General features: G+C 59.0%; 13 protein-coding genes. 10 read left to right on the plus strand and 3 right to left on the minus strand.

From position 1 onward, the window contains the following. Positions 1-8 precede the first annotated feature (8 nt). From K9U38_RS15425 to K9U38_RS15450, 6 genes are read left to right on the plus strand one after another with little or no spacing between them, the layout of a single operon-like run. On the plus strand, positions 9-323 hold the full coding sequence (locus tag K9U38_RS15425) for a DUF2849 domain-containing protein (protein WP_224495231.1): 315 nt from the start codon (positions 9-11) through the stop codon (positions 321-323). A gap of 18 nt (positions 324-341) precedes the next feature. Next, a complete protein-coding gene (locus tag K9U38_RS15430; protein WP_224495232.1) occupies positions 342-2,012 on the plus strand; it encodes a nitrite/sulfite reductase in 1,671 nt (556 codons plus the stop codon). Next, positions 2,002-2,757 carry a phosphoadenylyl-sulfate reductase gene (locus K9U38_RS15435; RefSeq protein WP_224495233.1) on the plus strand — a complete coding sequence of 252 codons (756 nt, stop codon included), beginning with the start codon at positions 2,002-2,004 and terminating at the stop codon, positions 2,755-2,757. Before K9U38_RS15430 ends, K9U38_RS15435 begins: the two co-directional genes overlap by 11 nt. 5 nt (positions 2,758-2,762) lie before the next feature. Beyond that, entirely contained in the window at positions 2,763-3,290 is a 528-nt protein-coding gene (locus K9U38_RS15440; protein WP_370631960.1) for a DUF934 domain-containing protein, read from the plus strand. A gap of 41 nt (positions 3,291-3,331) precedes the next feature. Beyond that, entirely contained in the window at positions 3,332-4,357 is a 1,026-nt protein-coding gene (locus tag K9U38_RS15445) for an NAD(P)/FAD-dependent oxidoreductase (protein ID WP_224495235.1), read from the plus strand. 11 nt (positions 4,358-4,368) lie between these two features. Then, the gene (locus tag K9U38_RS15450) at positions 4,369-4,716 is read left to right on the plus strand and encodes a 2Fe-2S iron-sulfur cluster-binding protein (RefSeq protein ID WP_224495236.1); all 348 of its coding nucleotides are present in this window, start codon (positions 4,369-4,371) and stop codon (positions 4,714-4,716) included. Between the two features lie 38 nt (positions 4,717-4,754). On the opposite strand, the gene K9U38_RS15455 is transcribed toward K9U38_RS15450, so the two are convergent. Together K9U38_RS15455 and K9U38_RS15460 are read right to left on the minus strand one after the other, a co-directional pair. Continuing rightward, the gene (locus K9U38_RS15455; protein ID WP_224495237.1) at positions 4,755-5,318 is read right to left on the minus strand and encodes a L,D-transpeptidase; all 564 of its coding nucleotides are present in this window, start codon (positions 5,316-5,318) and stop codon (positions 4,755-4,757) included. Positions 5,319-5,489: 171 nt separating this feature from the next. Further along, positions 5,490-6,428 (minus strand): nucleoside hydrolase, encoded by a 939-nt coding sequence (locus K9U38_RS15460; RefSeq protein WP_224495238.1) that lies wholly within the window; start codon positions 6,426-6,428, stop codon positions 5,490-5,492. Between the two features lie 144 nt (positions 6,429-6,572). Between K9U38_RS15460 and K9U38_RS15465 the strand changes: the two genes are divergently transcribed. Beyond that, positions 6,573-6,995 (plus strand): Hsp20 family protein, encoded by a 423-nt coding sequence (locus K9U38_RS15465; protein ID WP_224495239.1) that lies wholly within the window; start codon positions 6,573-6,575, stop codon positions 6,993-6,995. A gap of 44 nt (positions 6,996-7,039) precedes the next feature. Beyond that, positions 7,040-7,309: a BQ00720 family protein gene (locus tag K9U38_RS15470; protein ID WP_370631956.1), complete on the plus strand. Its 270-nt coding sequence runs from the start codon at positions 7,040-7,042 to the stop codon at positions 7,307-7,309. Positions 7,310-7,328: 19 nt separating this feature from the next. On the opposite strand, the gene pncB is transcribed toward K9U38_RS15470, so the two are convergent. After that, complete coding sequence (pncB, locus tag K9U38_RS15475) at positions 7,329-8,636, minus strand: nicotinate phosphoribosyltransferase (RefSeq protein ID WP_224495241.1); 1,308 nt, start codon at positions 8,634-8,636, stop codon at positions 7,329-7,331. A gap of 273 nt (positions 8,637-8,909) precedes the next feature. On the opposite strand from pncB, the gene K9U38_RS15480 reads away from it, so the two are divergent. Together K9U38_RS15480 and K9U38_RS15485 are read left to right on the plus strand one after the other, a co-directional pair. Continuing rightward, on the plus strand, positions 8,910-10,082 hold the full coding sequence (locus K9U38_RS15480) for an efflux RND transporter periplasmic adaptor subunit (RefSeq protein ID WP_224495242.1): 1,173 nt from the start codon (positions 8,910-8,912) through the stop codon (positions 10,080-10,082). A gap of 61 nt (positions 10,083-10,143) precedes the next feature. Then, positions 10,144-13,218, plus strand: a complete 3,075-nt coding sequence (locus K9U38_RS15485) for an efflux RND transporter permease subunit (RefSeq protein WP_370631961.1) — start codon at positions 10,144-10,146, stop codon at positions 13,216-13,218. Positions 13,219-13,316: the final 98 nt, after the last annotated feature.

Consider the following 13,316-nt stretch of genomic DNA (forward strand, 5'->3'; position numbering starts at 1 on the left):
TCACGATCATGAGTGTCAAAGTTCTTACCGCAAACCGCCTGACCGATGGTGAAGCCGTATGGCTGGGCGCCAATGGCGAGTGGCTGGAACATATCGATGGTGCGCTGATCGCTCGCCATGCGGAAGCTGTGACTGCGCTCGAGGAGGCGGGCAAGGCCGCAATCAAGTCCAACCTCGTGATCGATGTCAATGTGATCGACGTTGAAGAGCGTGGCACCGATCTCTACCCGCTGCGCCTGCGCGAACGCATCCGCCAGCTTGGGCCAACCATCCGTCTTGATCTCGGCAAGCAGGCTGAAAAGCCCAAAGCAACCGCCGCTTAATATTCAAAGGCTCGCAGAATGTATCGTTACGATGAGTTTGATCACGCATTTGTTTCCGCCCGCGTTGATCAGTTCAAGGATCAGGTTGAGCGCCGTCTTGCCGGCGAATTGTCGGAAGACCAGTTCCGCCCGCTGCGGTTGATGAACGGCGTCTACCTGCAATTGCATGCCTATATGCTGCGTGTAGCCATCCCCTATGGCACTCTGTCCAGTCGCCAGATGCGCAAGCTCGCCTATATTGCCCGCCACTACGATCGTGGCTATGGCCACTTCACCACACGCCAGAATCTGCAGTACAACTGGCCGGCATTGAAGGACATGCCGAAGGTCCTCGATGAACTTGCATCTGTCGAGATGCACGCCTTGCAGACGTCCGGCAACTGCATACGCAATGTGACCGCCGATCACTTCGCCGGTGCTGCCGCTGATGAAGTCGCCGATCCGCGTCCCTATGCCGAGATCCTGCGTCAGTGGTCGTCGATGCATCCGGAATTTTCCTATCTGCCGCGCAAGTTCAAGATCGCTGTGACCGGTGCCGAGCGCGACCGCGCCGCCATTCAGGTGCATGACATCGGTCTTCACCTGAAGAAGAACGCCACAGGCGAGCTGGGCTTTGCCGTCTATGTCGGCGGTGGTCAGGGCCGCACGCCTATGGTTGCCAAGAAGATCAGAGATTTCCTTCCTGTCGAGGATCTGTTGTCCTACACGACCGCAATCATGCGGGTTTACAATCTGAACGGCCGCCGCGACAACAAGTACAAGGCGCGCATCAAGATCCTGGTGCATGAGACCGGCACGGAAGAGCTCACCCGTCAGGTCGAGGCGGAGTTTCGGGTGCTCAAGGAAACCGATCTCAAGCTGCCGCAACAGGATGTGGACGCGATCGACAGCTATTTCGCCCCGCCAAGCCTGCCGCTACGCCCGGAGGGCTGGTCCGAGCTCGCTGCTGCACGCAAGGCCGACCATTCCTTCTCCATCTGGGTCGACCAGAACGTGACCCCCCACAAGAATCCGGACTATGGGGTGGTAACGATTTCGCTGAAGCCCATCGGCGGCATTCCGGGCGACGCTACTGACGCGCAGATGGATCTGGTGGCTGACATTGCGGAGAAGTTCTCGCAGGACGAAATCCGTGTCAGCCACGAACAGAACCTCGTCCTGCCCCATGTGGCCATCGCCGACCTGCGTATCGTCTACGACCTCTTGCTGACCGACGGCCTCGCGACAGCCAATGCCGGCCTGATCACAGATATCATTGCCTGCCCGGGCCTTGACTATTGCGCCCTTGCCAATGCCCGGTCGATCCCGGTTGCCCAGCGCATTTCGGAACGTTTCGGCAAGCCAGAGCGGCAGTCCGACATCGGTGAACTCAAGATCAAGATCTCGGGCTGCATCAATGCCTGCGGCCATCATCACGTCGGCCATATCGGCATTCTTGGCGTCGAAAAGAAGGGCGAGGAGCTCTACCAAATTTCGCTCGGTGGTTCCGGCGATGAAATCTGCACGATCGGCGACATTACCGGCCGCGGGTTTTCGTCCGAAGAGATCGTTGACGCGGTGGAAACCATCGTCGACCGCTATCTCGATATACGCACGGACAAGGAAGAGACCTTCCTTGCCACCTACCGGCGCGTGGGTGCTGCACCGTTCAAGGACGCGCTCTACAGCGAGGCTGCAAATGCTGCTTGAGTTCAACGAGAAAACCGTAGCGGATGAAGCGCGCGCGCTCCAGGCCCGCTACGGCAACCTCGAACCATCGGATATTATCGAGCTTGCGATCGATCACCTCTTCAACGAGGAAATCGCCGTTGTTTCTTCTTTCGGGGCAGAATCCTCGGTTTTGCTGCACATGATCGCCGGGATTGACCGCGCAACACCGGTACTGTTCCTTGAGACAGGCAAGCACTTCCCGGCAACCCTGCGCTATCGCGATCAGCTTGTCGGCGATCTGGGGCTGACGGACGTTCACGATATTCATCCGCTCAAGCAGAGCCTGAGGGATGAGGATCCGTTCGGCGCCCTGTCGATGACGAACAAGGACCGTTGCTGCTACATCCGCAAAGTAGAGCCAATGGCGCGTGCGGTTGCGCCCTACCGGGCATGGATGACTGGCCGCAAGCAGTTCCAGGCATCCACGCGTACGGCGCTGCCGGTTTTTGAAGCGGTGGGTTCGCGTGTCCGCATCAATCCGCTCGCTCGTTGGACCTCGGCCGACCTGAAGGACTATATGCGCGCGCATGAACTGCCGCCGCATCCGCTGGTCGCCGAAGGTTACCGGTCAATCGGCTGCATGCCCTGCACGCAGCCGGTCAAGGAGGGCGAGGATGACCGCTCCGGCCGCTGGGCCGGTACGGACAAGACCGAATGCGGCATCCACCTGACCGGCCTCACCGACGAACTGAGCAATATTTCTCTGACGGATTCGAGTTTATGAGTGACATCCCCCAAATATCTCACGGAGACCTCTGGAGCCGCGAAGGATTCCGCGAAGACCCCTATGTCGTCGCCGAAACGCTTGAAGAAGCGGGCGATGCGCCGGCCATCATCCTGCCGCTGGCCGTCTGGCTCGGACTGGAGGATGAGGTGCGCAACGCCACCAACCGCAAGATTGGTGTCTCCGTCGCGCCGGGGGAGAGCATCGAACCGCTTCTGGCGTCGCTTGACACGATTCCGGTTATTGCCCTGCAATTTCCGGCATTCAATGACGGCCGATCCTACTCCAAAGCCGAAATGCTGAAGAACCAGCATCAGTTCAAGGGTGAACTGCGCGCCGTTGGCGATGTGCTGATCGATCAGGTCGCGTACATGCTTCGCACGGGCTTCGACACGCTGAAGGTTTCCCACTCGGTGACGCTGACCCGTCTCGCCGACCATAATTTGCACGATACGCCGGTCTACTACCAGCCCGGACGGGGCTCGCGCTCGGCACCTGGGACCTATAGCTGGCGCCGGGTTCCCAGCGCTTGAACCCTCGAAAAAGATTTCACGACATAAACTGGAAAGAACATATGTCCGACCTTATTGAAACAGATGTGGTTATTGTTGGCGCCGGCCCTGTCGGCCTCTTTGCCGTTTTTGAACTCGGCCTGCTCGATCTGCGCGCCCATGTCATCGATATTCTCGACCGTCCCGGCGGCCAGTGCGCTGAACTCTATCCCGAAAAGCCGATCTACGATATTCCCGGCCTTCCCGAGGTTACTGGTCAAGCATTGACCGACAACCTGCTCAAGCAGATTGCGCCGTTCGAGCCACAGTTCCATTTCTCGACCATGGTAACGGCACTGGAGAAGCTGGAGGATGGCCGCTTCCGCGTCGAGACCGATGCGGATGAAATATTCATCACCAAGGTGATCGTCATTGCGGCAGGCGGTGGCTCCTTCCAGCCCAAGCGGCCGCCAGTGCCGGAAATCGAACTCTACGAGGGCACCAGCGTTCATTACGCGGTGCGCAAGATCGAAGCTTTCCGCGGCCACGATGTCGTCATTGTCGGCGGCGGCGATTCAGCGCTCGACTGGACGCTCAATCTCGAACCCGTGGCAAATTCCGTGACGTTGGTGCATCGCCGCCCCGAATTCCGCGCCGCGCCGGACAGCGTCAACAAGATGTGGGCGCTGGAAAAGGAAGGCCGCGTCAAGTTCCGCATGGGCCAGGTCTCCGGCCTTGAAGGTGCCGACGGACAATTATCCAAGGTCATCCTCAAGGGCAGTGAAGGCGATGAAGCTCTGGAGGCCGGACGGCTGCTGCCATTCTTTGGACTTACGATGAAGCTCGGGCCGATTGCCGATTGGGGTCTCAACCTCGATCAGAACCTGATCGCCGTGGATACCGAGAAGTTCGAGACATCGGAGCCAGGCATCTTTGCTATCGGCGATATCAATACCTATCCGGGCAAGCTGAAGCTGATTCTGTCCGGCTTCCACGAGGCGGCACTGATGTCTCAGGCGGCAAAACGCATCGTTGCCCCTGGCGAACGCATCATTTTCCAGTATACGACGTCCTCCACCTCCCTGCAGAAGAAATTGAAGGCGGCATAGGCAAGATTCGGATGAGTTCAGAAGCCCTCTATATCCACGTCACCGATCAACACGGCAAGCGCCATACACTGGAAGCCCTAGAGGGCTTCAGGGTCATGGAGGTCATTCGCGATTGGGGGCTCGACATCAAAGCGGAGTGCGGTGGCGCCTGTGCCTGCGGCACCTGCCATGTCTATGTCGATCAGGATTGGACGGAACGGCTTTACGAGCCTCAGGACGAGGAGATCGATCAGCTCGACGTGACCTTCCACGTCGAGGACAATTCTCGGCTTTCCTGTCAGCTGATCATGTCCCAGGAGCTCAACGGTCTGGAAATAACGCTGGCTCCCGACACACAGCGCGATAGCGTGGCCGCCTGATCCTCCGCAGCAGAGTCGGCGGCGATGCCGGAATTTGCCTAGACAACCACGACGCGGGCGCCGATCGGCACCCGAGAGTAAAGGTCGACGACGTGCTCGTTGACCATGCGGATGCACCCGTTTGATACGGCGCGCCCGATCGTCCATGGCTCGTTCGTGCCATGGATTCGATAATAGGTGTCGCGGCCGTTCCGATAGAGATAAAGCGCTCGTGCGCCCAGCGGGTTGCCGGCCCCGCCAGCGACTCCATCGGCATATCGGGCATATTTTTCCGGTTGGCGGCGTATCATGTTCCTGGTTGGCATCCAGCGCGGCCATTTCTCCTTGCGGCCTATCTTGGCGGCGCCATGAAAGGCGCGGCCGGCCCGGCCCACGCCAACCCCGTAGCGTCGCGCTGTGAACGCGTCCTCGACGAGGTAGAGAAAGCGGTCGCGTGGATCGATGATTACCGTTCCCGGGGCGTAGGTTGAATCGAAGGGGACATATTGCGGCTGGTATGCCGGATTGATGACGAAAACCTTCTTCCTGGTCTTCGCCAGCGCGGCTTGCGGCGTCAGCACAGCCGCCAGTAGACCCGTCAGTACAGAACGCCGTGTCAGCATAGCAAACCCCCAAGTTTCCAGCTGTCCGTCAAACGGACACTACTCTCATGGGGAAGTTTTGTCTGGGATTTGCTGATTGATGGTTTACGCCGGCTCAACTTTTCGTGATTAAACAACAGGATAGGCCCGGCATAAGCCCACGCCGGACCGTTCCTGTCGGGCTCAGCGATCTTAAGGCAATCGGCCTATGCGCTCGATCAGAAGGTCGAAGAAGGCCTCGTCGTCCACGTCGCGAATATAGAATGCGTTCTTGGGGCGATGCGTGACACCCCACCAGTCGGCAACGGTCATGCCCAGCGTCAACTCGTTCGACGTCTCGATTGTCACGTTGCACAGTCTGCCGCCATAGAGCTCCGGCCTCAGCAAGTAGGCAATGACGTTAGGATCGTGCAACGGGCCGCCGTCGCTGCCGTACTTCTCCTCGTCGAAGCGTTCGAAGAATTCCAGAAGCGCAACCGACGCATCGCCCGATTTCGTGCCCATGGCCCGAAAACGGTCAAGACGCCTGGCGGTCGTCAACACCTTGTGGGTCACGTCGAGCGGGAGGATGGTTACCGGTGCCCCCGATTGCATGACAAGCTGGGCAGCATGCGGGTCGACATAGATGTTGAATTCGGCGGTTGGCGTAATGTTGCCGCCTTCGAAGAACCCGCCGCCCATCAGCACGATCTCGCGAATACGCGGCACGAGTTCGGGGGCGCGGATCAGGACTTGGGCAATATTGGTGAGGGGACCCAGCGCGCACAGCGTGACGCTTCCCGCCTCTTCCCGGCGCAGCGTTTCGATGATGAAATCGACTGCGTGCTGCTTCTGTAGCGGCATCGACGGCTCCGGCAGGTCCGGACCATCGAGGCCAGTCTTGCCGTGGACGTGTTCCGCGGTGACCAGAAGGCGCATCAAGGGTCGGTCGGCACCCGCGAAAACCTTCGAGTCGGCGCGGCCTGCCAGCTCGCAGATCTTCCTGGCATTCAGCTCGGTCAAGGCTAGCGGCACATTGCCGGCAACGGCGGTAATACCGAGAACATCCAGTTCCGGACTGGCAAAGGCCAGAAGGATAGCCAGGGCATCGTCCTGGCCCGGATCTGTGTCGATAATAATTTTACGCGTCATGTCTTCTTTCTCAGGCCTGCATCAGGCGCTCTCTTGAACTCTGAGGTTTGATCGACCATATCAAGGTGCAGAAGTGGAATGCCATCATTGATCGGACGGATCGCGGGTTTCGCTTTTAGGTCGCTTTACTCAAGGACTGCACAGATGACACGAATGACACCATTTTCAAGCCCCTTGCTGCTTGGTTTCGACACGATGGAAAAGACGCTGGAGCGCATTGCGAAATCCGGCGATGGCTATCCGCCTTACAATATCGAACGCATTCGCGGCGATAATGGCTGCGAAAAACTTCGGATTACCCTCGCGGTGGCTGGCTTTGGCAATGACGACCTTGAGGTCACCACCGAAGACAACCAGTTAATCATTCGCGGCCGGCAGGCCGATGAAGAGTCACGCGAATATCTGCACCGTGGCATTGCTGCACGACAGTTCCAGCGCATATTCGTCCTTGCCGATGGAATGCGCGTCAGCGCCGCCACCTTGAAGAATGGGCTTTTGTCGATCGATCTTGATCGGCCGGAACCCGAACGATTGGTCAAGCGCATCAATATTGCGGTACAGGACTGATCGTAGCTCTAACAGGACAGGGCCCAGGAAGGGACTGTCCGAATATGGAGGCTGACATGCAAAACTCTGTTCACAAGAATCTTTTGAGCGAAATTGAATTCGCGCGTCTCGGCGCCGGACAGGTAGCCTATATGCGCAAGGTCAAGACCGACGATCTCGCCCATAGCTTCCCGGCGCTTCCGCCGATGACCCCCGGTATCGAACTCTGGGCACTCTTTGCTGCCAATGGCGACCCGATCGTGCTCTCCGATGAGCGCGACAATGTCCTGGTCGGCGCACAGGAACATGAACTGCGCACCGTGATGCTGCAGTAGGACAAAACCAACGCGTGGTTCAGACCTTGACGGCCTGCTCCACGCGATCCTCTGCGCCGAACAGTTGCAGGTAGCGCTTGATCTCCGCTGGATCGCCGGTGGCTTTCTTCGGGTTGTCGGATAGCTTGATCGCCGGGCGGCCATTCGCCTCGCTCACCTTGCAGACCAGTGATATCGCGTTGAGCTGGTCATTGTAGCGCGGCGCGCAATCCTCGAAATCATTGGTAAGGTTGGTTCCCCAACCAAAACTCATGCGCACCCTGCCACTGAAGTGGTGGTAGGTTTCCTCGATGGTGTCGACGTCAAGCCCGTCGGAAAACACCAGTAGCTTTTGACGCGGGTCCTTGCCCTTCGAGCGCCACCAGTCGATGATTTTTTCGCCGCCTTCGATCGGCGGCGCGCTGTCCGGCCGGAAGCCTGTCCAGTCGGCTACCCAGTCGGGCGCATCGCGCAGAAATGCTGCGGTGCCGAACGCATCGGGCAGGACAATCAACAGGTTGCCGCCATAATAGCGGTTCCAGTCCTGCAATACCTTATAGGGGGATTTCAGCAGTTCCTCCCTGGTCGTGCTCAATGCTGCGAGAACCATCGGCAATTCGTGCGCATTGGTCCCGAGTGCTTCCAGATCGTTGTCCATCGCCATGAGCACATTGCTTGTGCCGGTGAACGCTTCACCAATGCCTTCCTTCAACGCTTCCACGCACCAGCGCTGCCAGAGAAATGAATGGCGGCGGCGCGTACCGAAGTCGGAAATCCTGATATCGGGGAGGGTGCGCAGCCGTTCGACCTTCGACCACATCTTGGCCTTGGCGCGCGCATAAAGCACGTCGAGCTCAAAGCGCCCCATCTTTTTCATAGCCGCGCGCGAGCGCAACTCATTGATGATCGTCAGCGCCGGAATCTCCCACAGGGTGGTGTACATCCACGGCCCGTAAAAATTGAGTTCGTACTGCCCGTCGCGTCTCGTCAGCTCATAATCAGGCAACTGGAAGTTCGAGAGCCATTCGAGGAAGTCCGGTTCGAAGATCTGCCGCTTGCCGTAGAAGGTATTACCGCCGAGCCAGATCATCTCCTTCTTGGAGAAGCGGATCGTGCGGGCGTGATCAAGCTGTTCCCTGAGCTCCTGCTCGTCGATTTCCTCGGCAAGTCTTACCCTGGTTGTGCGGTTGATCAGCGTAAACGTGGCGTCCACCTTCGGATAGACGCCCCAGATCATCTGCAGCATCAGCAGCTTGTAGAAGTCCGTATCGAGCAGGCTGCGGACAATGGGGTCGAGCTTCCACGTGTGATTGAACACGCGCCGCGCTATATCGGTCTTGGTCGCCATCGTCTGCTTCCCTGCGAACTGTCCGACAGCCATGTTGCACGGCATAGGCGCACCATCAAGCCGAGTCGGCCGTATCCGGCTAAATTCGCCTGCCGTGCCGTTAATGCCGTCTCCATTAAATCTTTGTAACCTCACCGAATTGTCATTAACGGTGGCATCAAACCACCTTATCCTGACATCCACGCACATATTCGCGCTGCAATGCGCGTTGAGGTATAGTCAATGTGACGCTGGCTCTGCTTTGCATGCGGACCCGGCGTTTTGGAGTGATGTATGAAGGTCTGGAAGCAACTCGCCTTGGCATTGGTGATACTGGCTGTCGCCGCAGGTGGCTGGCTGTATCTGTTTCCGGGCGGCAAGGATCTTTTGAGGAAGGTTGGCATCGACCGCAATGCAACAGCGGCGACGGAGCCCGCTGGCAGCCGTCAGGGACAGCGCCGCGGCGGACAGGCGCTGCCGCTGGTTATCGTTCGAGCGGCCGGCGAAGCCAAGATCAATGACAGGCTGACGGCGATCGGAACCGGCAAGGCCAAGAGCTCCGTTGCCGTTACACCGTTCACCGCCGGGCGTCTCACCGACATATTGGTGACTTCCGGAACCAGGGTGAACAGCGGCGATGTGATCGCCCGGCTCGATTCGGAAGCGGAAAGTATCGTCGTCGACAAGGCCCGTGTGGCACTGAAAGATGCCCAGACAAAGCTCAGCCGCGCGGAAAGCCTGCGCCAGAGCAACACGGTATCTGCCGTTCAGCTTTCGGAAGCTGCGCTGGCGGTGGACAACGCCGCTCTCAACGTTCGGGAAGCCGAACTTGCACTGGACCGCCGCGCCATCAAGGCCCCAATCGGCGGCATTGTCGGCATCCTGCCGATAAACGCCGGAAACTACCTGACGACCTCGACCACTGTCGCAATGATCGATGACCGATCGGATCTGCTTGTGGATTTCTGGGTGCCGGAACGGTTTGCGCCCGCCATTACCATCGACCTGCCGGCGACAGCGACCTCGATCGCGCGTCCGGGCGAAACATTCAACGGCACCATCAGTGCAATTGACAACCGCATCGATCCCGCCAGCCGCACGCTGCACGTCCAGGCCAAGATCACCAATCCGAAGGACACATTGCGGGAAGGCATGGCATTTCAGATGTCGATCGGATTCCCCGGAGACACCTACCCAACGGTCGATCCCCTTGCTATCCAGTGGGGCACCGAGGGCGCCTATGTCTGGCGGGTTGTCGACAACAAGGCAGAACGGGTGCCGGTGCGCATCGTTCAGCGCAATACGGCTTCGGTGCTGGTGGATGCGGCCATAGAGCCGGGTGATCAGATCGTGGCGGAAGGTGTGCAATCCGTCCGCCAGGGTGCTCTTGTCCAGATCCAGGGGCAGCCTGCGCCGGAGAACAACACGAAGGCAAGTCCTTTGGCCTCCGCAGGCGAACAGGGGTGAACCGGTGAACACGTCGCAAAGCAAGGCTGACTTTACCGCGCTTTTCATCCGCCGCCCGGTCATGGCGCTGGTGCTGAATGCACTGATCGTCGTTGCCGGGCTTGCCGCCTATTACGGTGTCGACGTGCGGGAATTGCCCGATGTCGACCGCCCGGTGGTGACAGTTTCGACAGATTTCGAATCAGCTGCGGCGGAAACCGTCGATCGCGAGCTCACATCAGCCATTGAAGGTGCTGTGTCGCGTGTCTCCGGTGTCAAATCCATTTCATCCAGTTCCTCGTTTGGCAACAGCCGTGTGACGGTTGAGTTCAACGATGACGTGGACCTCAATGTTGCCGCAGCCGACATGCGTGATGCGATCAGCCGTATCTCCAACACGTTGCCGGACGACGCTGATCCACCCCGCATCGTCAAGGCCGATGCGAATTCAGACGCGGTCATGCGGCTTGCCGTTACCTCCGACACAATGGCTGTTGAAGACATGTCGGTGCTTGTCGAGGACCAGATCGAAGATGTGCTCGCGTCCGTCCCTGGCGTTGCCGACGTCCAGATCAACGGCGATCGCAACAAGATTTTCCGTATCGACATCAATCAGGGCAAGGTTGCGGGCCTTGGCATGAACATTGCCGACATCCGCAATGCGCTGAACACGATGGCCTTCGATACACCAGCGGGGCAGCTCAACAGCAACGATCAGAGCATCGTCGTGCGGGCGCAGGCGCCGGTGACGACACCCGAGGAATTCGAAAACATCATCATCAAGGGTCAGACCAAGATCCGAGACGTGGCGACAGTCACGATGGGTCCCGACATCGGGACATCAACGCTGCGCGCTAACGGCAAGACCGGCATCGGGCTTGGCATTATCCGTCAGGCGCAATCGAATACGCTGGATATTTCCAAGGGCGTTCGCGAAGCCGTTGCGCAGTTGCAGAAGACCTTGCCCGAAGGTGTCGATATCCGCGTGACCAGCGACGACGCCGACTTCATCAACGGCGCGGTCCACGAGGTCGAGATCGCACTCGGCGTCTCGGTGGTCATCATCATCGCGATCATCTATCTGTTCCTGTGGGACATTCGCGCGACCCTCATTCCGGCCGTCAGCATGCCCGTCGCCCTGATCGGTACCATCTCCGCCATCTATCTGGCGGGATTCTCGATCAACATCCTGACGCTGCTGGCGCTCGTCCTCGCAACCGGCCTCGTCGTCGACGATGCGATCGTGGTGCTTGAAAATATCGTGCGCCGACGCAATCAGGGCATGGGTCCGCGTGCTGCCGCCGTCCTCGGCACACAGGAAGTGTTTTTCGCTGTTGTCGCAACCACCGTGACGCTCGCAGCCGTCTTCGTCCCGCTTTCCTTCCTTCCCGGCCAGACCGGCGGCCTTTTCCGTGAGTTTGGCTTCGTGCTAGCAATCTGCGTGCTGCTATCGGCTGTGGTCGCGCTGACTCTCTGTCCAATGCTCGCTTCGCGGCTGCTCAGTGTGAGTGAAGAGAAGCACGAGGATGTGACCCACGCGCCGGGGCTTGTAGGCCGCATCGGCGGATGGTTCGGCGGCCTGTATCGCCGCATGCTCCATGCGTGTCTTGCCGGGCCGTGGATTGTCGTTCTGGTGTCACTGCTCTTTGCAGGTGCTGCCTATGGCGGGTTTTCGCTGCTCAAGCAGGAGCTTACCCCGCCGGAGGATCGCGCATCTGCCTTCCTTCGCATCACGGCGCCGCAGGGTGTCAGCCTCGAATATCTCAACGATGAGATGCGCAAGATCGAAACGCTGATTCAGCCCTTGCGCGACTCTGGGGAAATACAGAACACGTTTTCCATCGCCGGACAAAACGGCAATACCAACCGCGGCTTCATGGTGTTGAGCCTGGCAACGTGGAAGGAACGTGAGAGAAGCCAGCAGGAGATCGTGGCGGACCTCTCAAGGCGGGTGCGCAACATTCCCGGCATCCAGGTCTTTGCCGCACAACCCAACTCTCTGGGCATTCGAGGCGCCGGCAATGGCCTGCAATTTGCTGTCGTGGGTACGAGCTATGCCGAGCTTGGTACTGTGGCTTCGAAACTCGTTGCCGAGCTCGAAAAGGACAGCCGCTTTGATCGCCCGCGCCTGACCAATGAACCGACCCAGCCGCAATTGGCCGTATCGATCGATCGCGAGCGCGCCTCTGATCTGGGCATTGATATCACTGGTCTCGCCCAGGCTCTGCAGTCGGTGCTCGATGGTTACAAGATCGGTTCGGTCTATATCGAAGACCGCAGTTTCGACGTCAAACTCGTCTCGACGACCAATCCGATCAATGATCCCACCGATCTAGAAAATGTCTTCCTGCGCACTGGTGACGGGCGCTTTGTTCCCATGTCAACCATTACGCGATTGACGGAAGTCGCAGTGCCGCCGGCCTTGACGCGCGAACAGCAGATGCGCTCCGTCGCCATCACATCCGGACTGAGCCCTGACTTCGCGCTCGGCGATGCCTATAGCGCGGTGCAGAAGATAGCCGCGCCGATGCTGCCGCCAGGATACCGCATAATCCCGCTTGCCGAAGCAGCGACGCTCGGCGAAAATTCCTCGAGCATGGCGATTACATTCGGATTTGCTCTTCTTATCATCCTGCTTGTCTTGGCGGCCCAGTTCGAAAGTTTCATCAGTGCCGTCATCGTCATGGCGACTGTCCCGCTCGGTCTCGCCTGTGCCGTCTATGCCATGCTGCTGACGGGAACAAGCATGAACGTTTACAGCCAGATCGGCCTCGTGCTTCTCGTTGGCATCATGGCGAAGAATGGCATCCTGATTGTCGAATTTGCCAACCATTTGCGCGATCAGGGCAGAAGCGTCCGCCAAGCGATCGAGGAAGCCTCGAACATCCGGCTTCGACCGGTGGTGATGACCATGCTCTGCGCCATCCTGGGCGGCGTCCCGCTCGTGCTAGCCAGCGGTGCCGGTGCCGAGGCCCGCATTGCACTCGGCTGGGTCATCGTCGGCGGTCTCGGCATGGCGACGGCCTCGACCCTGTTCCTGACCCCGGTCGCCTATCTGCTGCTTGCAGGGTTCTCGAAACCCAAGGCGGAAGAAGAGGCGCGCCTCAATCGCGAACTGCTGGAGGTCATTTCGCAGCCACCCCTCGCTGCGGAATAAAGCCTCCAAAAACGGTTGCGCCTGTTCGCCCTTTCGCCCCGGACGATCCTGATTCCTTAGACGATTGTCGAATTGACGCGTCTGCGGCTGACCTGATA

The organism is Phyllobacterium lublinensis, assembly GCF_020164435.1.
Classification (GTDB): Bacteria; Pseudomonadota; Alphaproteobacteria; order Rhizobiales; family Rhizobiaceae; genus Phyllobacterium; species Phyllobacterium lublinensis.

Excerpts from the sequence above, each read along its gene's own strand:
- K9U38_RS15465 (WP_224495239.1), top strand. The coding sequence starts at position 6,573 with ATGACACGAATGACACCATTTTCAAGCCCCTTGCTGCTTGGTTTCGAC.
- pncB (WP_224495241.1), bottom strand. The coding sequence starts at position 8,636 with ATGGCGACCAAGACCGATATAGCGCGGCGCGTGTTCAATCACACGTGG.
- K9U38_RS15455 (WP_224495237.1), bottom strand. The coding sequence starts at position 5,318 with ATGCTGACACGGCGTTCTGTACTGACGGGTCTACTGGCGGCTGTGCTG.
- K9U38_RS15425 (WP_224495231.1), top strand. The coding sequence starts at position 9 with ATGAGTGTCAAAGTTCTTACCGCAAACCGCCTGACCGATGGTGAAGCC.
- K9U38_RS15485 (WP_370631961.1), top strand. The coding sequence starts at position 10,144 with ATGGCGCTGGTGCTGAATGCACTGATCGTCGTTGCCGGGCTTGCCGCC.
- K9U38_RS15450 (WP_224495236.1), top strand. The coding sequence starts at position 4,369 with ATGAGTTCAGAAGCCCTCTATATCCACGTCACCGATCAACACGGCAAG.
- K9U38_RS15480 (WP_224495242.1), top strand. The coding sequence starts at position 8,910 with ATGAAGGTCTGGAAGCAACTCGCCTTGGCATTGGTGATACTGGCTGTC.
- K9U38_RS15435 (WP_224495233.1), top strand. The coding sequence starts at position 2,002 with ATGCTGCTTGAGTTCAACGAGAAAACCGTAGCGGATGAAGCGCGCGCG.
- K9U38_RS15470 (WP_370631956.1), top strand. The coding sequence starts at position 7,040 with ATGGAGGCTGACATGCAAAACTCTGTTCACAAGAATCTTTTGAGCGAA.
- K9U38_RS15445 (WP_224495235.1), top strand. The coding sequence starts at position 3,332 with ATGTCCGACCTTATTGAAACAGATGTGGTTATTGTTGGCGCCGGCCCT.
- K9U38_RS15460 (WP_224495238.1), bottom strand. The coding sequence starts at position 6,428 with ATGACGCGTAAAATTATTATCGACACAGATCCGGGCCAGGACGATGCC.
- K9U38_RS15430 (WP_224495232.1), top strand. The coding sequence starts at position 342 with ATGTATCGTTACGATGAGTTTGATCACGCATTTGTTTCCGCCCGCGTT.